Annotated in this window: 15 protein-coding genes, 1 tRNA gene and 1 riboswitch; of the genes, 12 read left to right on the top strand and 4 right to left on the bottom strand. The window is 42.7% G+C overall.

Annotated elements, in window-relative coordinates:
- Positions 1-32: 32 nt before the first annotated feature.
- Complete coding sequence (locus tag T487_RS0100090) at positions 33-1,637, bottom strand: amidohydrolase (RefSeq protein WP_031572509.1); 1,605 nt, start codon at positions 1,635-1,637, stop codon at positions 33-35.
- 207 nt (positions 1,638-1,844) lie between these two features.
- Between T487_RS0100090 and T487_RS0100085 the strand changes: the two genes are divergently transcribed.
- The 10 genes from T487_RS0100085 (at position 1,845) to phoU (ending at position 12,142) form a co-directional block, all read left to right on the top strand.
- Positions 1,845-4,364 carry an ABC transporter permease subunit gene (locus T487_RS0100085; protein ID WP_031572507.1) on the top strand — a complete coding sequence of 840 codons (2,520 nt, stop codon included), beginning with the start codon at positions 1,845-1,847 and terminating at the stop codon, positions 4,362-4,364.
- On the top strand, positions 4,361-5,323 hold the full coding sequence (locus T487_RS0100080) for an ABC transporter ATP-binding protein (protein ID WP_031572505.1): 963 nt from the start codon (positions 4,361-4,363) through the stop codon (positions 5,321-5,323). Before T487_RS0100085 ends, T487_RS0100080 begins: the two co-directional genes overlap by 4 nt.
- Positions 5,323-6,261, top strand: coding sequence for an ABC transporter permease subunit (locus tag T487_RS0100075; protein WP_031572503.1), 939 nt, complete (start codon positions 5,323-5,325; stop codon positions 6,259-6,261). Before T487_RS0100080 ends, T487_RS0100075 begins: the two co-directional genes overlap by 1 nt.
- 19 nt (positions 6,262-6,280) lie before the next feature.
- A complete protein-coding gene (locus T487_RS0100070) occupies positions 6,281-7,276 on the top strand; it encodes an ABC transporter ATP-binding protein (protein ID WP_031572501.1) in 996 nt (331 codons plus the stop codon).
- A 114-nt stretch (positions 7,277-7,390) separates the two neighbouring features.
- Positions 7,391-7,466, top strand: a tRNA-Met gene (locus T487_RS0100065).
- Between the two features lie 251 nt (positions 7,467-7,717).
- Entirely contained in the window at positions 7,718-8,743 is a 1,026-nt protein-coding gene (locus T487_RS0100055) for a PstS family phosphate ABC transporter substrate-binding protein (protein ID WP_031572499.1), read from the top strand.
- Between the two features lie 92 nt (positions 8,744-8,835).
- Positions 8,836-9,759 (top strand): phosphate ABC transporter permease subunit PstC, encoded by a 924-nt coding sequence (gene pstC / locus T487_RS0100050; RefSeq protein WP_031572496.1) that lies wholly within the window; start codon positions 8,836-8,838, stop codon positions 9,757-9,759.
- 7 nt (positions 9,760-9,766) lie between these two features.
- Positions 9,767-10,693: a phosphate ABC transporter permease PstA gene (gene pstA, locus T487_RS0100045; protein ID WP_376751667.1), complete on the top strand. Its 927-nt coding sequence runs from the start codon at positions 9,767-9,769 to the stop codon at positions 10,691-10,693.
- Positions 10,694-10,710: 17 nt separating this feature from the next.
- Complete coding sequence (gene pstB, locus T487_RS0100040) at positions 10,711-11,475, top strand: phosphate ABC transporter ATP-binding protein PstB (protein ID WP_031572492.1); 765 nt, start codon at positions 10,711-10,713, stop codon at positions 11,473-11,475.
- Between the two features lie 13 nt (positions 11,476-11,488).
- Positions 11,489-12,142: a phosphate signaling complex protein PhoU gene (phoU, locus tag T487_RS0100035; RefSeq protein ID WP_031572490.1), complete on the top strand. Its 654-nt coding sequence runs from the start codon at positions 11,489-11,491 to the stop codon at positions 12,140-12,142.
- Here phoU and T487_RS0100030 read toward each other — a convergent pair.
- Positions 12,126-13,286 (bottom strand): CapA family protein, encoded by a 1,161-nt coding sequence (locus tag T487_RS0100030; RefSeq protein ID WP_081827486.1) that lies wholly within the window; start codon positions 13,284-13,286, stop codon positions 12,126-12,128. The genes phoU and T487_RS0100030 overlap by 17 nt on opposite strands.
- Before the next feature lie 368 nt (positions 13,287-13,654).
- On the opposite strand from T487_RS0100030, the gene T487_RS15235 reads away from it, so the two are divergent.
- On the top strand, positions 13,655-17,461 hold the full coding sequence (locus tag T487_RS15235; RefSeq protein ID WP_036909015.1) for a PAS domain S-box protein: 3,807 nt from the start codon (positions 13,655-13,657) through the stop codon (positions 17,459-17,461).
- Between the two features lie 140 nt (positions 17,462-17,601).
- Entirely contained in the window at positions 17,602-18,921 is a 1,320-nt protein-coding gene (gene der / locus T487_RS0100015) for a ribosome biogenesis GTPase Der (RefSeq protein ID WP_031572484.1), read from the top strand.
- 41 nt (positions 18,922-18,962) lie between these two features.
- Here der and T487_RS0100010 read toward each other — a convergent pair whose 3' ends face one another.
- On the bottom strand, positions 18,963-19,538 hold the full coding sequence (locus tag T487_RS0100010; RefSeq protein ID WP_051651395.1) for a hypothetical protein: 576 nt from the start codon (positions 19,536-19,538) through the stop codon (positions 18,963-18,965).
- Positions 19,498-19,890 (bottom strand): DUF4430 domain-containing protein, encoded by a 393-nt coding sequence (locus tag T487_RS0100005; protein WP_031572481.1) that lies wholly within the window; start codon positions 19,888-19,890, stop codon positions 19,498-19,500. Before T487_RS0100005 ends, T487_RS0100010 begins: the two co-directional genes overlap by 41 nt.
- A gap of 166 nt (positions 19,891-20,056) precedes the next feature.
- A riboswitch (cobalamin riboswitch) is annotated at positions 20,057-20,237 on the bottom strand.
- Positions 20,238-20,528: the final 291 nt, after the last annotated feature.

The raw sequence follows: 20,528 nt of genomic DNA, 5'->3' as shown, positions 1-20,528 counted from the left end.
GCAAGCATATCAATATAATATGCTTGCTTCTTTTAATGGGACTCTTTTGAATAGACCACTGTGCCATCCACCATGGTTATGAAAACTCGTACATCCTTTATTTTTTCATCAGGTACATCGAAATATGGATCTTCAAGTACCACAAGATCTGCCACATAGCCTTCCTTCAGTCTTCCTTTTTTTGCTTCTTCAGAACTCATAAAGGCACTTGAGACTGTAATGTTGTCTAAAGCTTGACAGCGGTCAACAGCTTCGCTCTTGTTGAATCCTTCCGGAGGATTGCCATACAGATCTTTCCGTGTGACTGCACAGTATAGATTTTCCATCACATGGAACCTTTCAATGGGCGCATCTGAACTGTAAGCGACTTTGATGTTCAGTTTTTCCATGGTGCCAAAGGCATAGGAAGTATCTGCAAGATTCTTTCCTACGCGAAGCGCCACTGTCCTATGATCACTATGGAGGAATATGGGCTGTGCATATACACAGAGTTGGAGGGATTGAATCTTCTTTAGAAGAGCCTCGTCCGTTATTTGCACATGGATCAGTCCGTGTCTCAGCGGATTCCCCGGAGCTGCAGTTTTTTCGAAACAGCTGAGCACCATCTCAAGTGCACCATCACCTATGACGTGGATCACCGCCTGGATCTTATTCTTCTCGCATAACTGAAGAAACTCAAGCAGAATATCCTTTGGTAAGGTCATCATACCTTGGGTCGAAGGGTCATCTACATAGGGCTCACGAAGAAATGCGGTTCGTGCGCCAAGAGAACCATCTGCAAAAAGTTTAAGGGCTCCATAGCGGTTGTAAGGAGAATCTGTTTTTTTGAATCCATCATGGATTCGTCTCATGAAATCCTCAGGACTTTTTATGTAAATCTGATGATAAATCCGCAAAGCTCTTTCTTTGGAAAATTCCATATACGCTTTTTCAATGATTTCAGATTCTTTGCTGTCACCCCAGATATCATTGACCTGCAATGAAGTCAGGCCATAACTGTGGGCAATGTGGGCTGCGTTTTTCAAAGTGCGCAGTACCGTCTCCACGGTAGGTTCCTCATAGAGATGATCCAATAGAGAAATGGCGTTTTCTTGAAATATTCCGTTAGGCTGTCCGTCTGTACCAAGCATAATGGACCCACCCTCTACTGGATGCAGGAGATTGTTTTCTTCAAGAAACGAGAGGGCCCTGCTGTTCACTACTGCTAAATGGGAGCAGGTTCTGGTAAATACAATGGGAAACTCAGTGCTGATCCGGTCCAGATCTTTTTTCGTCGGAAGTCTTTTTTCCTTGAACAGGTCCTGATGAAACCCGCGGCCTCTTAAAGTGCCTTGAAAATCAGGTCTGTCAAGAAGATATGCTCTCCCTCTTGAAATCAGTTCCTCAATGGAGGACACGCCGTGGAGCTGAACAGTCTCCAGTGCTAGGCCTGCTTGATAGAAGTGCATGTGAGCATCGTTGAAGCCTGGGACGACGGTTTTATCCTGAACGTCCAGGATTTCTTCACGTCTAAGAGCATGCTCATGGACTAAGGCTTCTCTTCCAGTTGCAGTAATCAATCCATTTTCGATGAAGAGGGCGTTTGTAAAGGTATCTCGCTCCTGATATATTTTACCGTTCTTAATGAGCAGTTTCATTCTGTATTCTCCTTTTATGGTTTTAAGGGTTATGATTGCTAAATAATTTCAGAATGGCAAACTTCTTTGGGTGAATTTGATGAAATCTGTATTCATTCAGCTCAATTTGTGCTTTTTCCCCTTATATAGATGTGTAGCCTATGGTATACTGATTCTAAAATTATAAGTAGCTATAAAAACATATACTTTTGTATACCGGAGGCATAAATGAAAAGAGTCAATTTTCCTCTTCTAATTGGAAGCGTAATTCTCATGGTCTTGCTTGCATTGTCTTATTTTCCGGAATTTTTCACGGATCGCGATCCGATTCATGAAGAACCGCCGAGATATATTGAATATGAAAAAGATGGAGAGATTGTGGAGGAGCTGTCTGTCAATCCTATGAGGCCCAATACGATCAACCTCATGGGGACAGATGATGCTGGCCGGGATATTTTTGCTAGACTTGTGTATGGCACGAGAAATACCATGCAGCTGGGATTTTTCATCGCTCTTTTCCGTATGATCATTGCATTGCCCATTGGTATATTTGCGGGGATGGGCAGGAAAACTCTATCCCGGATCATAGGATTTTTCAATACCTTTTTCAGTGCTGTGCCTATGCTTATTTTCAGCTATATTGTGCTGAATTTCAACTATTTCTATAGAATGCAGATGGAAAAGTCCATTGTAGCCTTTGCCATTGTTCTCGCTCTGGTGGGATGGTCTAAACTAGCAGGTATTATTGAAGACGTGACCAAACGAATTATGGCTGAAGATTTTATTGAAGGCGAGCTGGCAATTGGAAAAACGAAAACACAGATTATCTTTCAGAATGTGCTGCCTCATCTGATTCCTCATGGTGTCAGTCAGTTTTTCAAGGAAATGGCCATGGGGTTATTTCTTGTGGCGCAGCTGGCTGTTCTGTATGTGTTTGTAGGTACGACCCGAGAAGTTGGGGCCATGGCTTTTCGGGCAAACTACCGCATGGGTCTTGAACCGGAATGGGGCGGAATGCTATCCAGGATCACCAATGATGTGATGCGCTTTGAGGAAGTATGGTGGGTCTCTCTCTTTCCGGTGCTGTTTTTTGCTGTGGCCATCATGGGCATCAATCTCCTGGGAGAAGGCCTTCGGCTCGAATTTCAGAAGAGAACATCTAGGGTGATCAGTACAATCCGGAAAGGAATCTCTTCTTTGTCTCCTAAGCTTTTATATTTGCAGATCAGAGACATCCGAAAATACTACAAACCTGTTCTACTTAAAGCTGGTGTCTTTGCGTTTATCCTCCTTTACCTCTTTATGCCCAGATATCAAAGTATCGTTGATTATGACATCGATGGAGCATTGAATCATCTGGATGCTCTTTCGGATGTGAAATATAAGGGAAGAGCCAGTGGAACGGAAGGGGGATACCAGGCGGGTGAGTATATTCTATCTGAACTGAACAGTCTCGGTTATCAAACAGAAGTGACTGAAATCCCTTTTTATGATGGGGAACCTTCGCCTGAATCATTGAAGGTGATGGCTCCAATGACTGTGCAGCAGGGAACCATCACATTGTCTTTTGAGAATGGGACGCGTAAAACTTACAGACTCCATGAGGATTTCACCCTATTTACCATAGCGAGAGAGGAGCTTTTAGGAGCAGCAGAAGGGGAGTTTTATTATGCAGGCACTGCTACGACTGAAGAGAATCTAGGGAAGGTATCCTCTGAGAAGAGTGTTTTTCCCATCACAGAGCACTATATAAGAGAGCTGCTCTCCTCTACAGGGTCTCCTTTCAGCGTGGAAAAAATGAGGGGTAAAAATACCTTTGGAGAAGCAGAAAAGAGAGAGTTTATGGTGCAGTTTATGCTCTTAGATGAGTACAGTTCAGTTTCGAATGCTTATCTTCATAAAACTACAACCATTATCCCTTTTGATGAAATGAGAGAAGATCTTTATGAAGGGATTGCGGAGGCTGAAATCACATTTTCCTATCCCGAACTTCCTAGACATAATGGCAGAATCATTCAAGGGTTTTTGCCGGGATCAGGATTTTCGAAGGAGAAGCCAGGAGAGACCATCGTCATTGGAGGATCCTATGATGGTGTTTATGAAACTGGGGATATTTCGCCCCAAAGCGCAGCTCCAGCATCTGCTCTGCTGACACTGGCAAAGCAGACGGCAGAACTGGAAAATCCTCTCTCCAAGTCAGTTTCTTTTGTTTTCTGGGACAACCAGTATGAGATCAAAAAAAACACCAATGAAGAAGGATCGGAGTATTTTCATCGGGAACTGCTGAAGACAATCGATCTTGTTGTCTCCGGCGGCTACTATTACTATGAGTTGAACTACCCTGGCATGGAAGATACAGACACCCTGAATATTGTGTCCTTTCCTGCCCAAGGCGGAAGAAAACCTTCCTATAAGATTGGCAGGAGAATGGAAGATCTTATGACAGATATGAAGATTCCGTACAGACGTTTCCAGAGCATCTTTTATGATACCAGCACCAGTTCCAGTCTCGGGGTGTATGATATGGTGACCCGGTCTGTTCTGGACATGAGGCTAAACGGATTCTTCTCTGTGGGGATAGGATTATCCCAACCTAAAGGGATGGGGACTGTAATGGATCAGAGAGAAAAACTGAACGTGTTATTACTGAACAGAATTGGTCAGGTCATGCTGGATAATCTGACCATGAATGAAGAGCTCATGGAAAATGGAGAGTCCTCAGAACTGAAGTTGGAGGTGGCAAAATGATTGAAGTGAAAAATCTGAGCAAGCAGTTTGTTGTGAAAAGTGGTCTGCTGGGTCAGGAAGAATATGTTCATGCTGTGAATGGTGTCAGTTTCTCCATTGGAGATCAGGAGACCCTTGGACTTGTGGGGGAATCCGGCAGCGGGAAATCTACGACTGGAAGGCTCATTCTGAGGCTTTTAGAGCCCACTTCCGGGAAGATCCTTCTGGAAGGTAAAGACATCAGTACCATATCAGACAGAGACTTTAGAAAGCTTCGAAAAGAACTCCAGATTGTTTTTCAAAATCCTTATTCAGCTTTGGATTACAAAATGACAGTGGAGGATATTCTGATGCAGCCACTGCAAATCCACAAGATTGTGCCACCTCTGGAGTATAAGAAAGAAGTTCACAGGCTGCTCCACATGGTTGGTCTGGACCATGCATCTGCAAGAAAATTTCCTCATGAGTTCAGTGGTGGCCAAAGACAAAGAATCGGAATCGCTAGAGCTTTGGCGACAAAACCACGATTCATCGTTTGCGATGAACCTGTTTCAGCACTGGATGTTTCCGTTCAGTCTCAAATACTCAACCTTACCATGGATCTTCAGAAGGAGCTTGGTATTTCCTATTTATTCATAGCACACGATCTCCACGTGATCAAACATGTCAGTGACCGCGTCGCTGTGATGTATCTGGGTAAAATCGTGGAAATGGGAGAGGCAGAGGGAGTTTTTGAAAATCCTATGCACCCTTATACCAAAGCTCTTTTAGCAGCAGTTCCGGGGCAGGGAGAAGAGGCTCAAATTGAGCGGAGAAGACTGAAAGGAGAGATCCCAAGTGCGATCCGGATGCCATCTGGATGCTCTTTCCATACCAGATGCCCCTTCGCCATGGAGATCTGCAGAAATGAAATCCCCATCCTGAAAGAATATAAAAACAGAATGGTTTCTTGCCATCTTCTGGATAAGGAGGGAGACTGATGAATCTAGCACAGAAGAAATTGATTAAGACGATACTGGGAAATGTTCTTCTTCTATTCTTTATTATTGTCAGCATTGTCATTCTTACAGGAATACCCATGAACTTCGACATATTCTATGAGAAAGGAAGTTATCGCCCCAATATGCCATGGAGCCAGATCTATGAGTCCATCACCAATAATTTCAGAATGGTGTTCACAGGGGAAATCAGAGATGTGGATATTCTGGGGGAAACGGTAGCAGAAATCTTTCAACGCTCTGCCAGGAAAAGCGGCATTGTGCTGTTTTTTGGAATTATTCTTTCGGTGGTAATCGGTGTACCAAAAGGGATTCTGGACAGCAGAAAGAATGACCAGACCGGGACTTTTAAAATGCTCCAATCACTGATACCGCTTTCGATTCCTGATATTCTATCCATTGGTCTTGTTCAGGTGCTGGCTCTATACCTGTTCAAGAATGGGATCACTTTTCTTGGCATTGGCCCCATCGAGTTCAAAGGAGATCAGTACTGGTATAATGCTATTTATCCGATCCTGGCCATTTCAATTTTACCCACGGCTTACATTGCCAGAACGACTGCGACAGCAATTGAGGAAGGGTTTTCAAAGCCCTATGTCCTTGCGGCCAGAGGAAAAGGCTGCTCGCGGATGAGAATCATCAAAAACCATCTGCTGAAGAGCATATTCTATGAGATACTCTCGGTATTTCCAACAATTCTTGCTCTCTTTTTCTCCAGTCTTATCATTGTAGAAAGACTGTTCTATTATCGTGGGATAGGCTATGAAATGATAAATTTCTACACTTCCCAGAGAATAGACCCCGTCATGGGGGGGATTGCGTTCAGCTATTTCATGACGGTCATGGCTGTCCTCTATTTTGCAATCCTATTTATGTTCAATCTTTTGAAAGAATTGCTGATTAAAAGTAAAGAGTCCTAAAAAGAGAGGAGAGAAGAAGATGGCATTATTGACAGTGAACAATATTAAGACCTATTTTTATCTTGATGGTGAGGAGCTCCCTGCAGTAGATGATGTAAGTTTTACCCTAGAAGAGAACAAAACCCTGGCGATAATCGGAGAATCAGGAAGTGGTAAGAGCGTCTTAGTACTCAGCATCATGGGATTGGTGGATAAACCGGGGAAAGTGCTTCAAGGGGAAGCTCTTTATGGAAATGCTTCTTCACGGGATTTATTGAAGATGAAAGAAAGAGATATGCAAAAAATCAGAGGAAATGAGATTGCGATGATTTATCAGGATCCCATGTCCACGCTAAATCCTCTTATCCCCGTGGGGAAACAGATCGAGGAAGCTTTGCTGATCCATAAGAAGGGGAGCAAGAAGGAGAACCGAAAAAAGACGCTGCAGCTCATGGAGGATGTTGGAATTTCTGATGCGCAAGAAAGATTCATGGATCTTCCAAGCAAGTTCAGTGGCGGTATGAGACAACGTATTATGATTGCCATGGCCATTGCGTGCAATCCAAAGATTCTGATCGCAGATGAACCAACCACGGCACTAGATGTGACGATTCAGGCTGAAATTCTGGATCTTCTTAAGAAACTCCAGAAAGAGCAGAAAATGGCTATGATCTTAAACACACATGATCTTGGAGTGGTGAAGGATATGGCTCATGATGTTTGCGTTATGTACTGCGGTAAAGTCATGGAGAAAGCTTCATCCAACGAAATTTTCATGAATCCTTTGAATCCATACACCATCGGGCTCATGGAGTGTATGCCGGGACAAGGGAATCCAAAAGAGAAACTGCAGGCCATTGAGGGATATGTTCCGCATCCTTCTGATTTTCCAAAAGGCTGCAGATTTTCCACCAGGTGTCCTTATGCAATAGACAAATGCCATAGTCAACTGCCTGAATTATCGGAGGTGTCACCGAATCATTTTGTCCGATGTTTCCTTGTCCAAGAAGGGATTCCGTTGATCAAAAAGGCTTAAATCAAGGGTTTGAGGGACGGTGTAAAATATTGATCCCTTTAAAAGTTGACAGACCAATGGTTCCGGGGTATAATGAACATGTTCTTAAGGAAAAGACATTTCTAAGAACCCTATCGCGGGGTGGAGCAGTTGGCAGCTCGTCGGGCTCATAACCCGAAGGTCGCAGGTTCAAGTCCTGCCCCCGCTACCATTTAAAAAACTGTAAGATTATCAGAAGATGATCTTGCAGTTTTTTTTGTCCTTTTAAATAGGTATGTATGGATAGAGGATGCACAAAACGGCCGAAACCATACGTCTGAAGCTTGGGAAAACTCCACTGAGCTTTTAACAAGAGCATAACATGGATACAAACAATCCAAAACAATCATCTCCTATAATTGAAAATGTGAGGTATGAAGTAGATGCCTGATAAAAAGTAAGATATTACTTAGGAGGAAGAAAATGAACAAGAAATTAATGGGAATTATTACATCCTTGACTGTGGTAGCCATGTTTGCTGCTTGCGGTGCGAAAGAGGAGACACCAGAAACCCCTGGAACAGAAACCCCTGGAACAGAAACCCCTGGAACAGAAGCACCAGCAGGTGAAGAGCTGGAAGGCTCCGTCATCGTAGATGGATCCGGAACCGTTTATCCATTGATGGCAAATATCGCAGAGAATTACATGGTTAATGAACAGCCTGGTGTAAGTGTTCAGGTTGGAAGAGCAGGATCCAGCGCTGGACTGAAGAAATTCATTGCTGGAGAACTTGATTTTGCAGATGCATCCAGAAAAATTAAGGATGCTGAAGTTCAAGAGCTTGAAGCAGCTGGTAAGAAAATGGGAGAGAATGTTCTTGAGATTGAGCTTGCATATGATGGACTGACCATGGTCATCAACAAGGAAAATACCTGGGCTACAGAGATGACACAAGAAGAAATTATCAATATGTACATTTCAGGAAAGTACAAATCTGATGACAAAGTGCTGTGGTCTGATATCAGAGCTGAATGGCCTAAAGAAGAGATCAAATTCTTTGGTCCCAATGAGAATCACGGAACATACGAATTTTTCTACGAAGTGATTTTAGATGAGCAGGATATGGTATCCAATGTGAATCTGCAACAAGAATACTCTACCCTGGTGGATCTTGTGTCAAAAAATAAGAACGCCATAGCGTTCTTTGGATATGGATACTACGCTTCAAATACAGATAAACTGACTGCGGTAAAGGTGGACTTTGGAAATGGGGCTGTGGCACCATCTCTCGACACCATCGGTTCAGACCTCGAATATGCTGGTTTCACAAGGCTTGTCTACACCTATCTTGATCTGGACAAAGCGAAAGAAAATCCAGCGATTCTTGATTATGCACTGTATGTCATTTCAGAAGAAGGAGCTTCAAAGCTTTCAGGAGACAATGGTTTCGCACCAATTCCAGCTGAAAAGCATGCAGAATACAAAACCATTCTTGAAGGTCTGAAATAAAGAAAACAAGCAAATGTCAAGTATTCAGATGAGAGCATGCCTCTCATCTTATACTTGCGTTCAAAAAGTTTGCAATGAGGAGATAACATCCTATGGAAAAAGAAACTAAAGTACGGGAACTCATTCAGAAGAAAATCAAAGAGAAGAATTATGTCATGGATAAAATTGTTCCAGCTTTTCTCCTGACCATGGCACTTATTTCTGTGTTCACGACCTTCGGTATTGTGATCACTCTAATCACGGATGCATTCCGATTTTTCAGTGCAGTCCCCATTGGTGAGGTTTTCAGTACGGACCTTGCACCACTCAATAAAAATCCGAGGTTTGGGTTTATTCCACTCTTTGTTGGAACCATCACCACATCCTTGATTGCGATGATGGTAGCGGTACCAGTAGGCCTTGCAGCTGCAATTTATCTGAGTCAGTTTGCTTCTCAAAGGGTAAGAAAAGTGGTGAAACCAATGCTGGAAGTTCTGGCAGGTATTCCGACCATCGTATACGGGTTTTTTGCATACTCTTTTGTTACGCCTCTTCTTATGAATCTCATTCCTTCACTGGAAGCAAAGAATGCGCTGAGTCCTGGTATTGTCATGGGGATCATGATTATTCCCATGGTCGCTTCACTTTCTGAAGATGCTATGAATGCTGTTCCTGAAATCATGAAAGAAGGAGCCTTGGGATTGGGTTCCACAAAGCTGGAAGTAGCTTTTAAAGTGGTGATTCCAGCTGCAATTTCAGGGATTTTGTCTTCCATTGTTTTGGGAATTTCCCGTGCCATCGGTGAAACAATGATTGTGACCATAGCCAGTGGAAGTTCTAAAGCATTTACACTCGACATCACAAGATCCATGCAGACCATGACAAGCTATATCGTGGAATTTACCAGCGGAGATGCAGCCAGCGGGACCACGGGGTATTACAGTTTATATGCTGTTGGACTTCTCCTTTTTGTATTTACCATGGGGATGAACCAGCTGGCACATTACATCTCAAAGAAATACAGGGAGGCATATTAGCATGGAAATGAATAAAACAGCAAAACTGGATGCTCAAAAAAATGCATCACCTGTAAAAAAAGTGTTTAAAGCCAATCCGGCTCAGATCAAAAGGCGTGTACGGCTCAGCGAAACCCTGAAGAGGATCTTCGGTTTGCTCGTGGTATCCGCTCTACTGGTTTTGGTGTTTCTTCTACTAGATATTTTCAGAGATGCAAGAGGATGGCTTGACTGGGATTTTGTTACTGGAAATCTCTCAATCTTCCCTGAAAAAGCAGGAATTTATGGCGCTATTATCGGGACAGTCTATATGATGATGATTGTTGTTCCTGTGACATTTGTGCTTGGGGTTTCTACGGCTATTTATTTGGAAGAATATGCCAAGCCAGGAAAGTTCAAACATTTTATCAATATCAATCTCAGCAACCTGGCAAGTGTTCCCTCTGTCATATTCGGGCTTCTAGGGCTTGCTGTTTTTTCCAGGCTGCTGGGATTGGGTGGCAGTATTCTGGCAGGAGGACTTACAATGTCACTGCTGGTACTTCCTATTGTGGTGGTTTCAGCCCAGGAATCCTTGAAAGCTGTGCCAGGATATTTGCGGGAAGCCTCCTATGCACTGGGAGCAGACAAGTGGACAACTGTAAGTAAAGTTGTCATTCCCGTTGCCCTTCCGGGGATGCTCACGGGCTTTATCCTTGGCATCTCCAGAGCCATTGGAGAAACGGCTCCGCTGGTGGTCTTGGGGATTCCCACTCTGATCATGAAAGTTCCGGGAAGCGTCATGGATGATTTCACTACGCTGCCCATACAGATTTATTATTGGACATTGGATACCGTTCTTACACCAGAATATGCGAATCTGGCAGCTGCAACAATAGTGGTTCTTCTGCTGGTCCTGTTCTTTATGAACTCCATTGCCATCTACATCAGAAATCGCTTTGAAAAGAAATTTTAACAGGAGGCATACGAAACATGGAAAACAAAGATACTGTCTTTGAGGTGAAGAATCTTGACCTGTGGTATGGCAAGGACCAGGCGCTGAAGAAGATTAATCTCGATATATACAAGAATGAAGTTACAGCCATCATCGGACCGTCTGGATGCGGAAAATCTACTTTTATCAAGACACTGAACAGAATGGTGGAAAACATTCCGATTGTTAGAACTGAAGGTCAGATACTATACCACGGGAAAGATATTTTCGATAAGGAAATCCGGGTTGAAGAGCTGAGAACTCAAGTAGGCATGGTGTTTCAAAAACCTAATCCTTTTCCGAAGTCGATTCTTGAAAATGTGCTTTATGCGCCTAAGATTCATGGCCTGAAAGATAAGAATCTGCTCATGGAGATTGCGGAAAAGAGTCTGAAAGGCGCAGCACTGTGGAATGAAGTGAAAGACAGACTCCATGACAATGCCTACGGACTATCCGGAGGCCAGCAGCAGAGGCTATGTATTGCAAGAGCATTGGCTGTGCAGCCGGATGTGATTCTCATGGATGAGCCGACATCGGCGTTGGATCCGATTGCAACTGCAAAGATTGAAGAACTTATGGAAGATTTGAAAAATGATTACACCATCGTCATCGTGACACATTCTATGCAGCAAGCGGCAAGAATATCAGACCGTACCGCTTTTTTCCTGATGGGAGAGATGATTGAGTATGGGGATACGAAGAATCTGTTCACGAACCCCCGTGACAAGCGTACAGATGATTATATCACCGGAAGATTTGGTTAAAGGAGAAAATGAAATGACATTAAGCAATATTGAACTTACCATAAGCCATATGAACAACAATCTCCTTCGGATGGGTTTCTTAGTGGAAACACAGATCAAAAGAGCGATCAGAGCATTAACCGAAAAAGATATGAAGCTCGCAGAACTCCTGATCAGAGAAGATGTGCAGATCAATGACCTTATGAGATCCATTGAGGATGAGGCCATCCGTCTTATCGCAACCCAAGGACCAGTGGCTTCAGACCTACGTAATATTTTCACTGTCATCAAGATTGTCACAGACCTGGAACGTATGGGGGATCATGCGAAGGACATTGCAGAGATTACCCTGAAGAACAAAGATATCCTGACGGATGTGATTAACGAGGACCTCATCGAAATCTCAAGACTTGTCATGAAGTTCATCTCTGAGTCGTTGGATTCATTTGTGGCCAAAGACCATGAAAAGGCACAGGAACTGACGAAGATGGATGATGAGATTGACCGTTTGACAACGGAGTCCATTGGGAAACTCTATGATAAAGCCCAAAATGACCCAACTCTTCTTCGCTTAGCCGGAGAGCTTCAGTTTGTGCTGAAATACCTTGAGAGAAATGGGGATCATGCAACGAATATCTGTGAATGGACCGTATATATTGTCACAGGACAGTTCAGAGAACTGAATTAGAGTAGAAACTGAAAAATTGGCAGCCTGTGCGCTGCCAATTTTTAGTTTTATTCAGATAAAAGAAGAGCTGATTTGTGTGGAAGGTTTCATGAATGCTCCGGTACCTCTTTCTGATGGTGGTGAGGGGCGCATAATACTTTTCTGCTGTTTCTTCTGGACTCGCAAGCAAGGGAAGGATCTCATAGGTATAGATCTTTTGGTCTGGAGAAACATCTTTTCTATAAACCCAGGTAGGCAAAATTGTGCCTTCCTTTATTTTCACCAGGCCCTCTGTATTTTTTTCAAGAAGAATCCTTGCGATAGCACCATCTTCTGTTCCAGGGATACCCAAAATCTCCTCTCTCTGATTGGAAAGGAAGTTGCCTAGGGAGTAGAGGACGAGACCTTCGTGATGACCGTCAGAAGATAGTAATACTTCCATTTTCTGAAGAAGATGCGGATGAGAACCGATGATAAGATGAACACCTTCATCGATTAAGAGTCTGGCCAGTGTTTTTTGAAAGCTGCTGGGGTAAGAGGTATATTCTGTTCCCCAGTGAAGCAGAAGAATGATGGCTTCCACGGAGGCTTCCTTCATCATAAGGAGATCCTCTTTGATTCTCAGAAAAGCCTCATAAGGATCCGTCATATGAATGAAGTTGATGTTCCTTTCCAGTCCATTGGATTGAATGCTGTTGACTGTTACCGTATTTCCTGAAAAATAACCGGTGGCATAAGACGCGATGCCAAGTTTGATTCCTTGAATGGTCTCGATATGAAAACTTTTTTTCTTTCCTGTTTCATAAGTGCCCAGGGGAATGAGACCCTCTTCATGCATAGCGCTCAGTGTACCCTGGATTCCTTTGTAGCCAGTATCCATAGAATGGTTGTTTGCAGTACTGATATGAGTGAAGCCTGCTTCTTTCATGGCGGTTAGAATCTCTGGAGGAGAGTTGAAAACTGGATAGGAGCTGAAGGGGGTTCTCTGAAGGATGGTGCTCTCAAAATTAGCAAATGCCAAGTCAGATGCTTTAATAAATGGAGAGATGTGTTTGAAGTTATTGGTGAAGTCATAGGAGTTCTCTGATGTTTTTTGAGAACGCCATTGACTTTCATGAACCATAATATCACCTACTGCTGTAATAAGAAGCGTCTGTGATCCCATAGGGTCATTTTCTGGAGAAGAGGTTTCTTTTTTTTACTTCGGATGAAGGGGGAGAAGCAGCAGGGGTCTCTTTCAAAGCAATCTTACCAAACGAGTGAGAAGCCAAGAGCATCAGGGAGATGAGAATGGATGTTGAGAGTAAGTACGTTTTATATTTTTGCATTCTGTGCATCCTTTATAATTAACAGTGTGTCCTATCAATTATACAGGAGAAAATACTCTTGTGAAAAGCTGAAAAGCCTTCAAATCCATAATTTTATCAACTTTACTGCATTGTGATAGCCTTTGTCATAAGATATAATAAAAGGAGTGCTTTTTGCAATATAGGACTTATGGCTGCATATTTTTATGGATCGAGGAGAAATGATATGGGAGTGCTGGAGTCTATCGGGAATCAGTTTTGTTTGGATATGTTGGAACTTTCATCTGATCGGATTTGTATTTTGGATTGTGAAGGAAGAGTGCATTTTGCAAACAAAGCATTCAGAGATAAATTTGTTTTTGAAGAAGATCAAGACGCTCACTTCCCCCTGAATGGTGTTTTTCGGGTGGAAGATTTTTCGCGTTTCACCCAAATGCTTTTGAAGGCAAAGAAAAGCGAGGGTTCACTTCAGTTCATAGGGATTGGAAAAGAGGAAGCTCCCGTCATTGTCACTGTGAAGAGAGTACCATCCTCAGACCTGAAGGAAGACTTGTTATATTGTCTTTTTCGCCCAGAGGAACGGTATCAGGCTCCAATGGCAAAAATAAATCAGCTGCTTTCTCTGTATGACTTTCAAGAAGATACCACTATGACCATTTCGACAGAACATAAAGCCATTTCTGTGATTGGGGAAATGGCTGGAGCCAATGCTGTATACTGGTGCCCCTATGACAAGAAGAAAGAGAAGTTCGGATTCATGCCATGGAGGGGGGATATCCCTTTTGGGAAAGAAGAGGAAATTTTCTGGTTTACGATGCCATTAAGGGGAGAAAAGGGTCAGGAAGAATCTATGAATCACTATGACCATTTCCCCCACATCAGCGAGGACTTTCTGCTTGAACTGATTCCGATGGAGATACGAAAAGAACTTACAGATGGCGTAGAACTACAATGTATGATAGTGGGAGAAGGAGAAGAACCATTTGGCGCTGTTCTGATCTCACAAAAAGAGTTTCAGACACAGGAGCAGATTCTCTGGAATCTATTCCTTTCTCAGCTGAAGTCCTATGTCAAGACAAAACGGGAGTATTATTTTTTCAGGGAACAGTTTTATAAATATAAATTCGGTATCAATGCGATAGGGGTTGCTACTTGGGAATGGGACATCAGAAGTAATACCATCATCTTCTCCCGTAAATGGGCAGAAATCATGGGATTTGAATATGAAGAGCTCAGTGAGCGGTTAGAAGACTGGAAGGACCGCTGGCATCCGGAGGAGCGGCAGGAGAATGAGAGACTGCTTGAAGCGTTTCTGTCTGGTGAAATCCAAAGCTATAGTCCGATCCATCGCATGCAACATCGAGAGGGACATTGGAAATGGTTTATGACAAGAGGACATTTGGTTCGGGACCGTCTTGGAAACCCAATCACCATTTCTGGATTTCATGTGGATATTACAGAGTCTGAAACGATGCGTGCTCATTATCTGCAAGAAAGAGAAAAATATCTGGATATCATTGAAGCGACCAGAGCAGGAACCTGGGAATGGAACATTCAGACGGGTAAAAACATCTATAATGAAAGATGGGCTGAGATTGTCGGATATACACTGGAAGAACTTGAGCCCATTACAGATGACACTTGGGCAAACCTTGTACATCCGGATGATCTTGTACGGTCTGATGAAATTGTTCAATCACTTTTTTACCGTGAAAAAGAGTATTATTCCATGGAATGCAGAATGAGACATAAGGACGGGCATTGGGTGTGGGTTCTGGATAAAGGAAAAGTTGTCCGATGGACAGAGGATGGGAAACCGCTTCAGATGTTTGGCACACATATTGATATAACGGAAGCAAAACTTCTGGAAATGGAAGTGAAGAACCGAGAAGATAACTACAGGCTCCTTGTGGAAAGCAGCTACGATATTGTATATAGACTGGATAAGAATGGTATATTTGAGTTCATATCGGCTGCCTGGGAGAAGGTGCTTGGACATTCCATTAAAGAATCCATCGGACAGTCCTTTGAACCTTATGTGCACAAGGACGATCTTCCTAGGATACAGGAGTTTTTCTGGCACATCGAACATACTGGTCAGCGGATGGAGACTGCGGATTACAGGCTTCTTCACAAGGATGGCTCCTATCACTGGTTTACCACCAATGCAGTACCAATTCTGGATGAAGCCGGTCTTGTCATAGGATTTACTGGAATCGCCCGTGATACAACGGAAGTGAAAGAAGCAAACCTGAAAATACTGGAGCAGAAGGATGAGCTGGAGAGGTTTTTTAAAGTGAATCTGGATTTCTTCTGTATTACAGATTCAAGAGGTGTATTCCTCAAGGTGAATGATGCATGGGAAAAGTTCCTCGGGTTGAAAGTGAAGAATCTTCTTGGTCAGAATGCTTTGCAGTTTGTTCATCCTCATGATCTGGAGCTTCTAAAAGATGCCATCAGCCAGATGATTGAGGACAAGAAAGATGGAAGCTTCACTTTGCGCTTTCGCCGAGCAGACGAGAGTTATGTGATGCTGGAGTGGAAAGCGCAATATACAGACAATCTCATCTATGCCGCAGCCAGAGATGTGACAGAGAAGAAAAAGCTTCAGGAGAACCTGTTTATTGAGAAAGAGCTTTTCCGGACTACGCTATTATCTGTTGGGGATGGTGTAATTGCCACAGATGAGACCAATAGAGTGCTTCTGATGAACACAGCAGCTCAGGAAATGACTGGTTGGACACTGGAAGAAGCGGCAGGAAGACCCATTGATGAAATCTATAAAGTCATTTATGAAGAGTACGATTTAGCGCACGACAGTTTTTCAGAAAGCAGAGCCTACTATCGCAGGGGAGAATCCAATGATCGGATTCTCTTGGCAAAAGATGGAAGAAAACTGCCCATTGAAGAGAGTATTTCTCCAATCAAAGGCAGTGATCAGGGGATTACTGGAATTGTGACGGTATTTCGGGACATTACCCCTAAAATCGAAAAACAGAAGCAGACAGAATATCTAAGTTATCATGATGTGCTTACCGGTTTATACAACAGGCGATTTGCAGAGGATATGCTGAAAAGAATTGACTTGAACAGGAACCTTCCATTATCTGTTATGATGATGGACCTGAACGGGCTGAAGCTCACTAATGATGCCTTTGGGCATGACTTGGGAGACCTGCTTCTGATACACTCAGCAAGAATCATGAGAACGCATCTGAGAGAAGGGGATATCCTTTCCAGGATGGGTGGAGATGAGTTTATGGTGCTGATGCCTAAGACTTCCATGAAGGAAGCCGAAGAGGTGAAATCCAAGATTCTGAAAGAAGCAGATGCTTGTGAAGTGGATTCAGTTCAGATTTCCATAGCCGTAGGCATCGCAACCAAAACATTAAAGCATCAAAATATACAGGAAGTTGTAAAGGTATCAGATAATAATATGTATCGTGATAAATTGAAATACGGGAAAATCATGAAACATAAAATGATTGATACCATACTTGATAGGTTAAGAGAACAATATCCTAAAGAGAATGAGCATCTTCATCATGTGGCAATGATTGCCAGAAGCATCGGTGAAGCGATGGGAATGAGTAATGAAGCACAAGATAGACTGTTTACCGCAGGAAAACTTCATGATATCGGGAAAATCAAGGTCCCAAGAGAGATCCTTCTAAAGGCAGGACCTTTAACCTATGAGGAGTATGAAGTGGTCAAAAAACATGCAGAAACCAGCTATCAGATTATCAAATCCTTAGAAGAATACGGGTATCTGGCTGAAGATGTTTTATATCATCATGAACGTTTTGACGGAAAGGGGTATCCTGAAGGCTTGAAGGGGGATGAAATTCCTCTGCATTCAAGAATTCTGAACATTGCAGATGCATATGAGGCTATGACACATGAAAGGACATACAGCAGGAAGAAAAGCCTGGAAGAAGCTGCGGAAGAACTGAGAGCCCATAGTGGAACGCAGTTTGATCCTCAAATCGTTGATATCTTTATCAGACAGGTGCTGAAAATAGAAAAGAACTGACAGGCAACAAGAGCATTTTCTCAACAAAGACCATGAAGGCAGAAGCAGTGAATCCCAGCTTTTGTTTGACACGGCAAAATACTTAGGGTAATATGATTAGATGTACAGAAATGCAAAGTTAGAAAAAAGAGGTGAAGTAAATGGCAAAACCCATCGTAGCCATCGTCGGGAGACCGAATGTTGGTAAATCGACCTTATTCAATAAATTGGCAGGTCATAGAATTGCCATCGTAGACGACACACCTGGAGTAACAAGAGATCGGATTTATGCAGATGCAGACTGGCTGCATCATGAATTTAAATTAATTGATACAGGTGGAATTGAGCCAAAGAGTGATGATATCATTCTGGCTCAGATGAAAAGACAGGCACAAATCGCCATTGATACTGCAGATGTGATTATTTTTGTGGTAGATGGAAAACAAGGACTTACGGATTCAGACAATGAAGTAGCTACAATGCTCAGAATCAGCCAGAAGCCCATTGTTCTTGCAGTGAACAAAGTGGATAATCTGAAAGATGAAGCCAATGCGTATGAGTTCTACAATCTTGGTATTGGAAATCCCTTTGCCATCTCTGCAGGACAAGGCCTTGGTTTAGGGGATCTATTGGATGAAGTGGTCAGTCACTTTAAAGATTATGAAAAAGAAGAGGACGACGAGTTCATACGGGTTGCATTTGTAGGAAGACCGAATGTTGGCAAATCCTCTCTCATCAACAAACTTCTTGGAGAAGAGAGATCCATAGTCACAGACATTGCGGGCACAACCAGAGATGCGGTGGACAGTTATCTGGAGACCAAGGAAGGAAAGTTTGTCCTGGTGGATACGGCTGGACTTCGCAGAAAGTCTAAGGTTAAAGAAGAGATTGAAAGATATTCTGTAGTCAGAACCCTTACAGCCATTGAAAGGGCTGATGTGGTTGTACTGATGATTGATGCTGAGGAAGGCATTGCCGATCAGGATGAAAAAATCATCGGATATGCCCATGACATGAAAAAAGCCATCATGGTCATTGTCAATAAATGGGATCTCATCGAAAAAGATGACAAAACCATGGATAAGTATATGAATGATTACAAGATGAGCTTAAAGTTCATGCAGTATGCGCCATTCCTGTTTATTTCTGCGCTGACAGGGCAAAGAACCCATAAGGTGCTTCAGATGATCAGGATGTGCTATGACAACTATAATAAAAAAATAGCGACTGGAGTTCTTAATGATGTGATTGGCAAGGCACTTCTTCAGAAAGAGCCGCCTATGATAGGAACCAAGAGACTGAAAGTGTTTTACGGAACACAGACAGGTGTAAAACCGCCTACATTTGTGTTCTTCATCAATGATGAATCAGCACTTCATTTCTCCTATTCCCGATATATCGAGAACCAGCTGAGAGATGCCTTTGATTTCACAGGTACCGGATTAAAAATCGAATACAGGGAAAAGAAAAAAGATTCATAGTCAATAAAGCGCCAAGTCCTGTTGTGGACTTGGCGCTTTATTTATTGTGTTTTGCAGCTGTTTTGTATGGCATGCTGAAAAGCATACTTGTCCCGAAGAAGGGAAAGAAGGTTTTCCAGTGGCCTGTAGAGGAAAATTCCAAGAATGAAATTTGACGCTCCGTGGACCACATCAAATGGAATACCTCTCAGCCAATAGACGACTCCATAAGAGACTCCATAAAAAACGGATTCAATTAGGGCGAAGAAAAGGCCGAAACAAAGTCCAAAAGTCAGAGCCAGAAAAGCAAATGGCCACTCAGACTGTGTTTTCTTGTACAACATTGAACTGAGAAAGATCAGCAGCGGCCATAGGAGATAGTATCCAATGAGCCATGTCTGGAGACCATATAAGAAGATCTCGATGGTTGAAAATATTATGGAAACCAGAAATGTCTTTTTAAAGCCGAAAACTGAAGCATATACCATAAACAGCAACGTTACGATCTCAACATTGGGGATAAAGGAAAGAGCCATCTTTCCTGCTGTAAGCGAAGCGCTGAGCAGGGGGATGAGAACAATGTCATGGACACTGAGATTAGAAACCTTGAACTTCAAAGGTGTATTCATCTCCATCATTTACTGGTATTTCCTTAATGCCGACCATGGCATCTTCCCCATTGATTTTAATACTGTAAAACTCTTTCGTAGCATCCGCTTTGTAATCAAGAAGACCTACGAGCATTGGCCCATATTGCGTATCTTCTGTTACGACTTTCAGTTCCTCTGTATTTTCATTGAGAAGTTCTTCCACATAAAGAGCGTCTGTTTTGAAAGATTTTGTGTAGTCAATATTCTCATTGGCAACAATAATGTTTACGGTGACTTCTTTTGTGCCTTCTTCTCCTTTAGGAAAGAGCAGCTTTGAAAGACCAAAACCACCTAATGCTAGAAGTATGATAACGAGAACGGCAACGAGTTTTTTGTTCATGTTTTCCTCCTTGTGTACGAAACCGTACAATATTATGTAAGAATCACTTTAAGAAAAACCTTGAAAGGTGTACAAGGGGAAAATAAAAAGCACCCTTGAAGGTGCGTGAAAGCATCTGCTGGAGATCAGCCAGCAAAGCAAAGTGACACCTCATGACCCGTGAGGGGAGTCTAAAATAATACAGGCAGGTCTTCCGGCTTGACTATGTAAAAGAATTCACCTTCCCAGATCATATCCAGTGGCGTAGGAATTCTTAAGAGTCTTACGGCGGCGGGACCGCACAGGCTTTTCCTGTTTCCCTCTTCGTGCAAAGCGCATACTTTGCAACCTATATCATTAAAATATTAAATTTTCTTAAAATGTATTCTTATAAGCCCATTATATCACATAACGTGAAAAGTTCTAGATGAAGGTAAGATTTCTTTTTCTGAGATAAACCCAATGAATACCAACCAGAAGGAAATAACTGACTTTGACACTCCCACAGCTAAAGCAATGGGATTCTTGGGTGATTAAACGCCAGTCTGTTTCCAGTAGGCGAGTATGACCCCAAGCTGAGGGCATGCCATTGCCCCTCCTAAGACAGTACATTTAGTATCTTAGGCTGATAGACTTTTACCATCTATCACAGGTGCTTT

Source organism: Proteiniclasticum ruminis DSM 24773 (genome assembly GCF_000701905.1).
GTDB classification, from domain to species: domain Bacteria; phylum Bacillota; class Clostridia; order Clostridiales; family Clostridiaceae; genus Proteiniclasticum; species Proteiniclasticum ruminis.
This window is presented reverse-complemented; position numbering and strand designations above follow the sequence as displayed.

Bases quoted from the DNA above. Each gene is read 5' to 3' on its own strand.
- T487_RS0100090 (WP_031572509.1), bottom strand. From the start codon at position 1,637: ATGAAACTGCTCATTAAGAACGGTAAAATATATCAGGAGCGAGATACC.
- T487_RS0100085 (WP_031572507.1), top strand. From the start codon at position 1,845: ATGAAAAGAGTCAATTTTCCTCTTCTAATTGGAAGCGTAATTCTCATG.
- T487_RS0100080 (WP_031572505.1), top strand. From the start codon at position 4,361: ATGATTGAAGTGAAAAATCTGAGCAAGCAGTTTGTTGTGAAAAGTGGT.
- T487_RS0100075 (WP_031572503.1), top strand. From the start codon at position 5,323: ATGAATCTAGCACAGAAGAAATTGATTAAGACGATACTGGGAAATGTT.
- T487_RS0100070 (WP_031572501.1), top strand. From the start codon at position 6,281: ATGGCATTATTGACAGTGAACAATATTAAGACCTATTTTTATCTTGAT.
- T487_RS0100055 (WP_031572499.1), top strand. From the start codon at position 7,718: ATGAACAAGAAATTAATGGGAATTATTACATCCTTGACTGTGGTAGCC.
- pstC (WP_031572496.1), top strand. From the start codon at position 8,836: ATGGAAAAAGAAACTAAAGTACGGGAACTCATTCAGAAGAAAATCAAA.
- pstA (WP_376751667.1), top strand. From the start codon at position 9,767: ATGAATAAAACAGCAAAACTGGATGCTCAAAAAAATGCATCACCTGTA.
- pstB (WP_031572492.1), top strand. From the start codon at position 10,711: ATGGAAAACAAAGATACTGTCTTTGAGGTGAAGAATCTTGACCTGTGG.
- phoU (WP_031572490.1), top strand. From the start codon at position 11,489: ATGACATTAAGCAATATTGAACTTACCATAAGCCATATGAACAACAAT.
- T487_RS0100030 (WP_081827486.1), bottom strand. From the start codon at position 13,286: ATGGGATCACAGACGCTTCTTATTACAGCAGTAGGTGATATTATGGTT.
- T487_RS15235 (WP_036909015.1), top strand. From the start codon at position 13,655: ATGGGAGTGCTGGAGTCTATCGGGAATCAGTTTTGTTTGGATATGTTG.
- der (WP_031572484.1), top strand. From the start codon at position 17,602: ATGGCAAAACCCATCGTAGCCATCGTCGGGAGACCGAATGTTGGTAAA.
- T487_RS0100010 (WP_051651395.1), bottom strand. From the start codon at position 19,538: ATGATGGAGATGAATACACCTTTGAAGTTCAAGGTTTCTAATCTCAGT.
- T487_RS0100005 (WP_031572481.1), bottom strand. From the start codon at position 19,890: ATGAACAAAAAACTCGTTGCCGTTCTCGTTATCATACTTCTAGCATTA.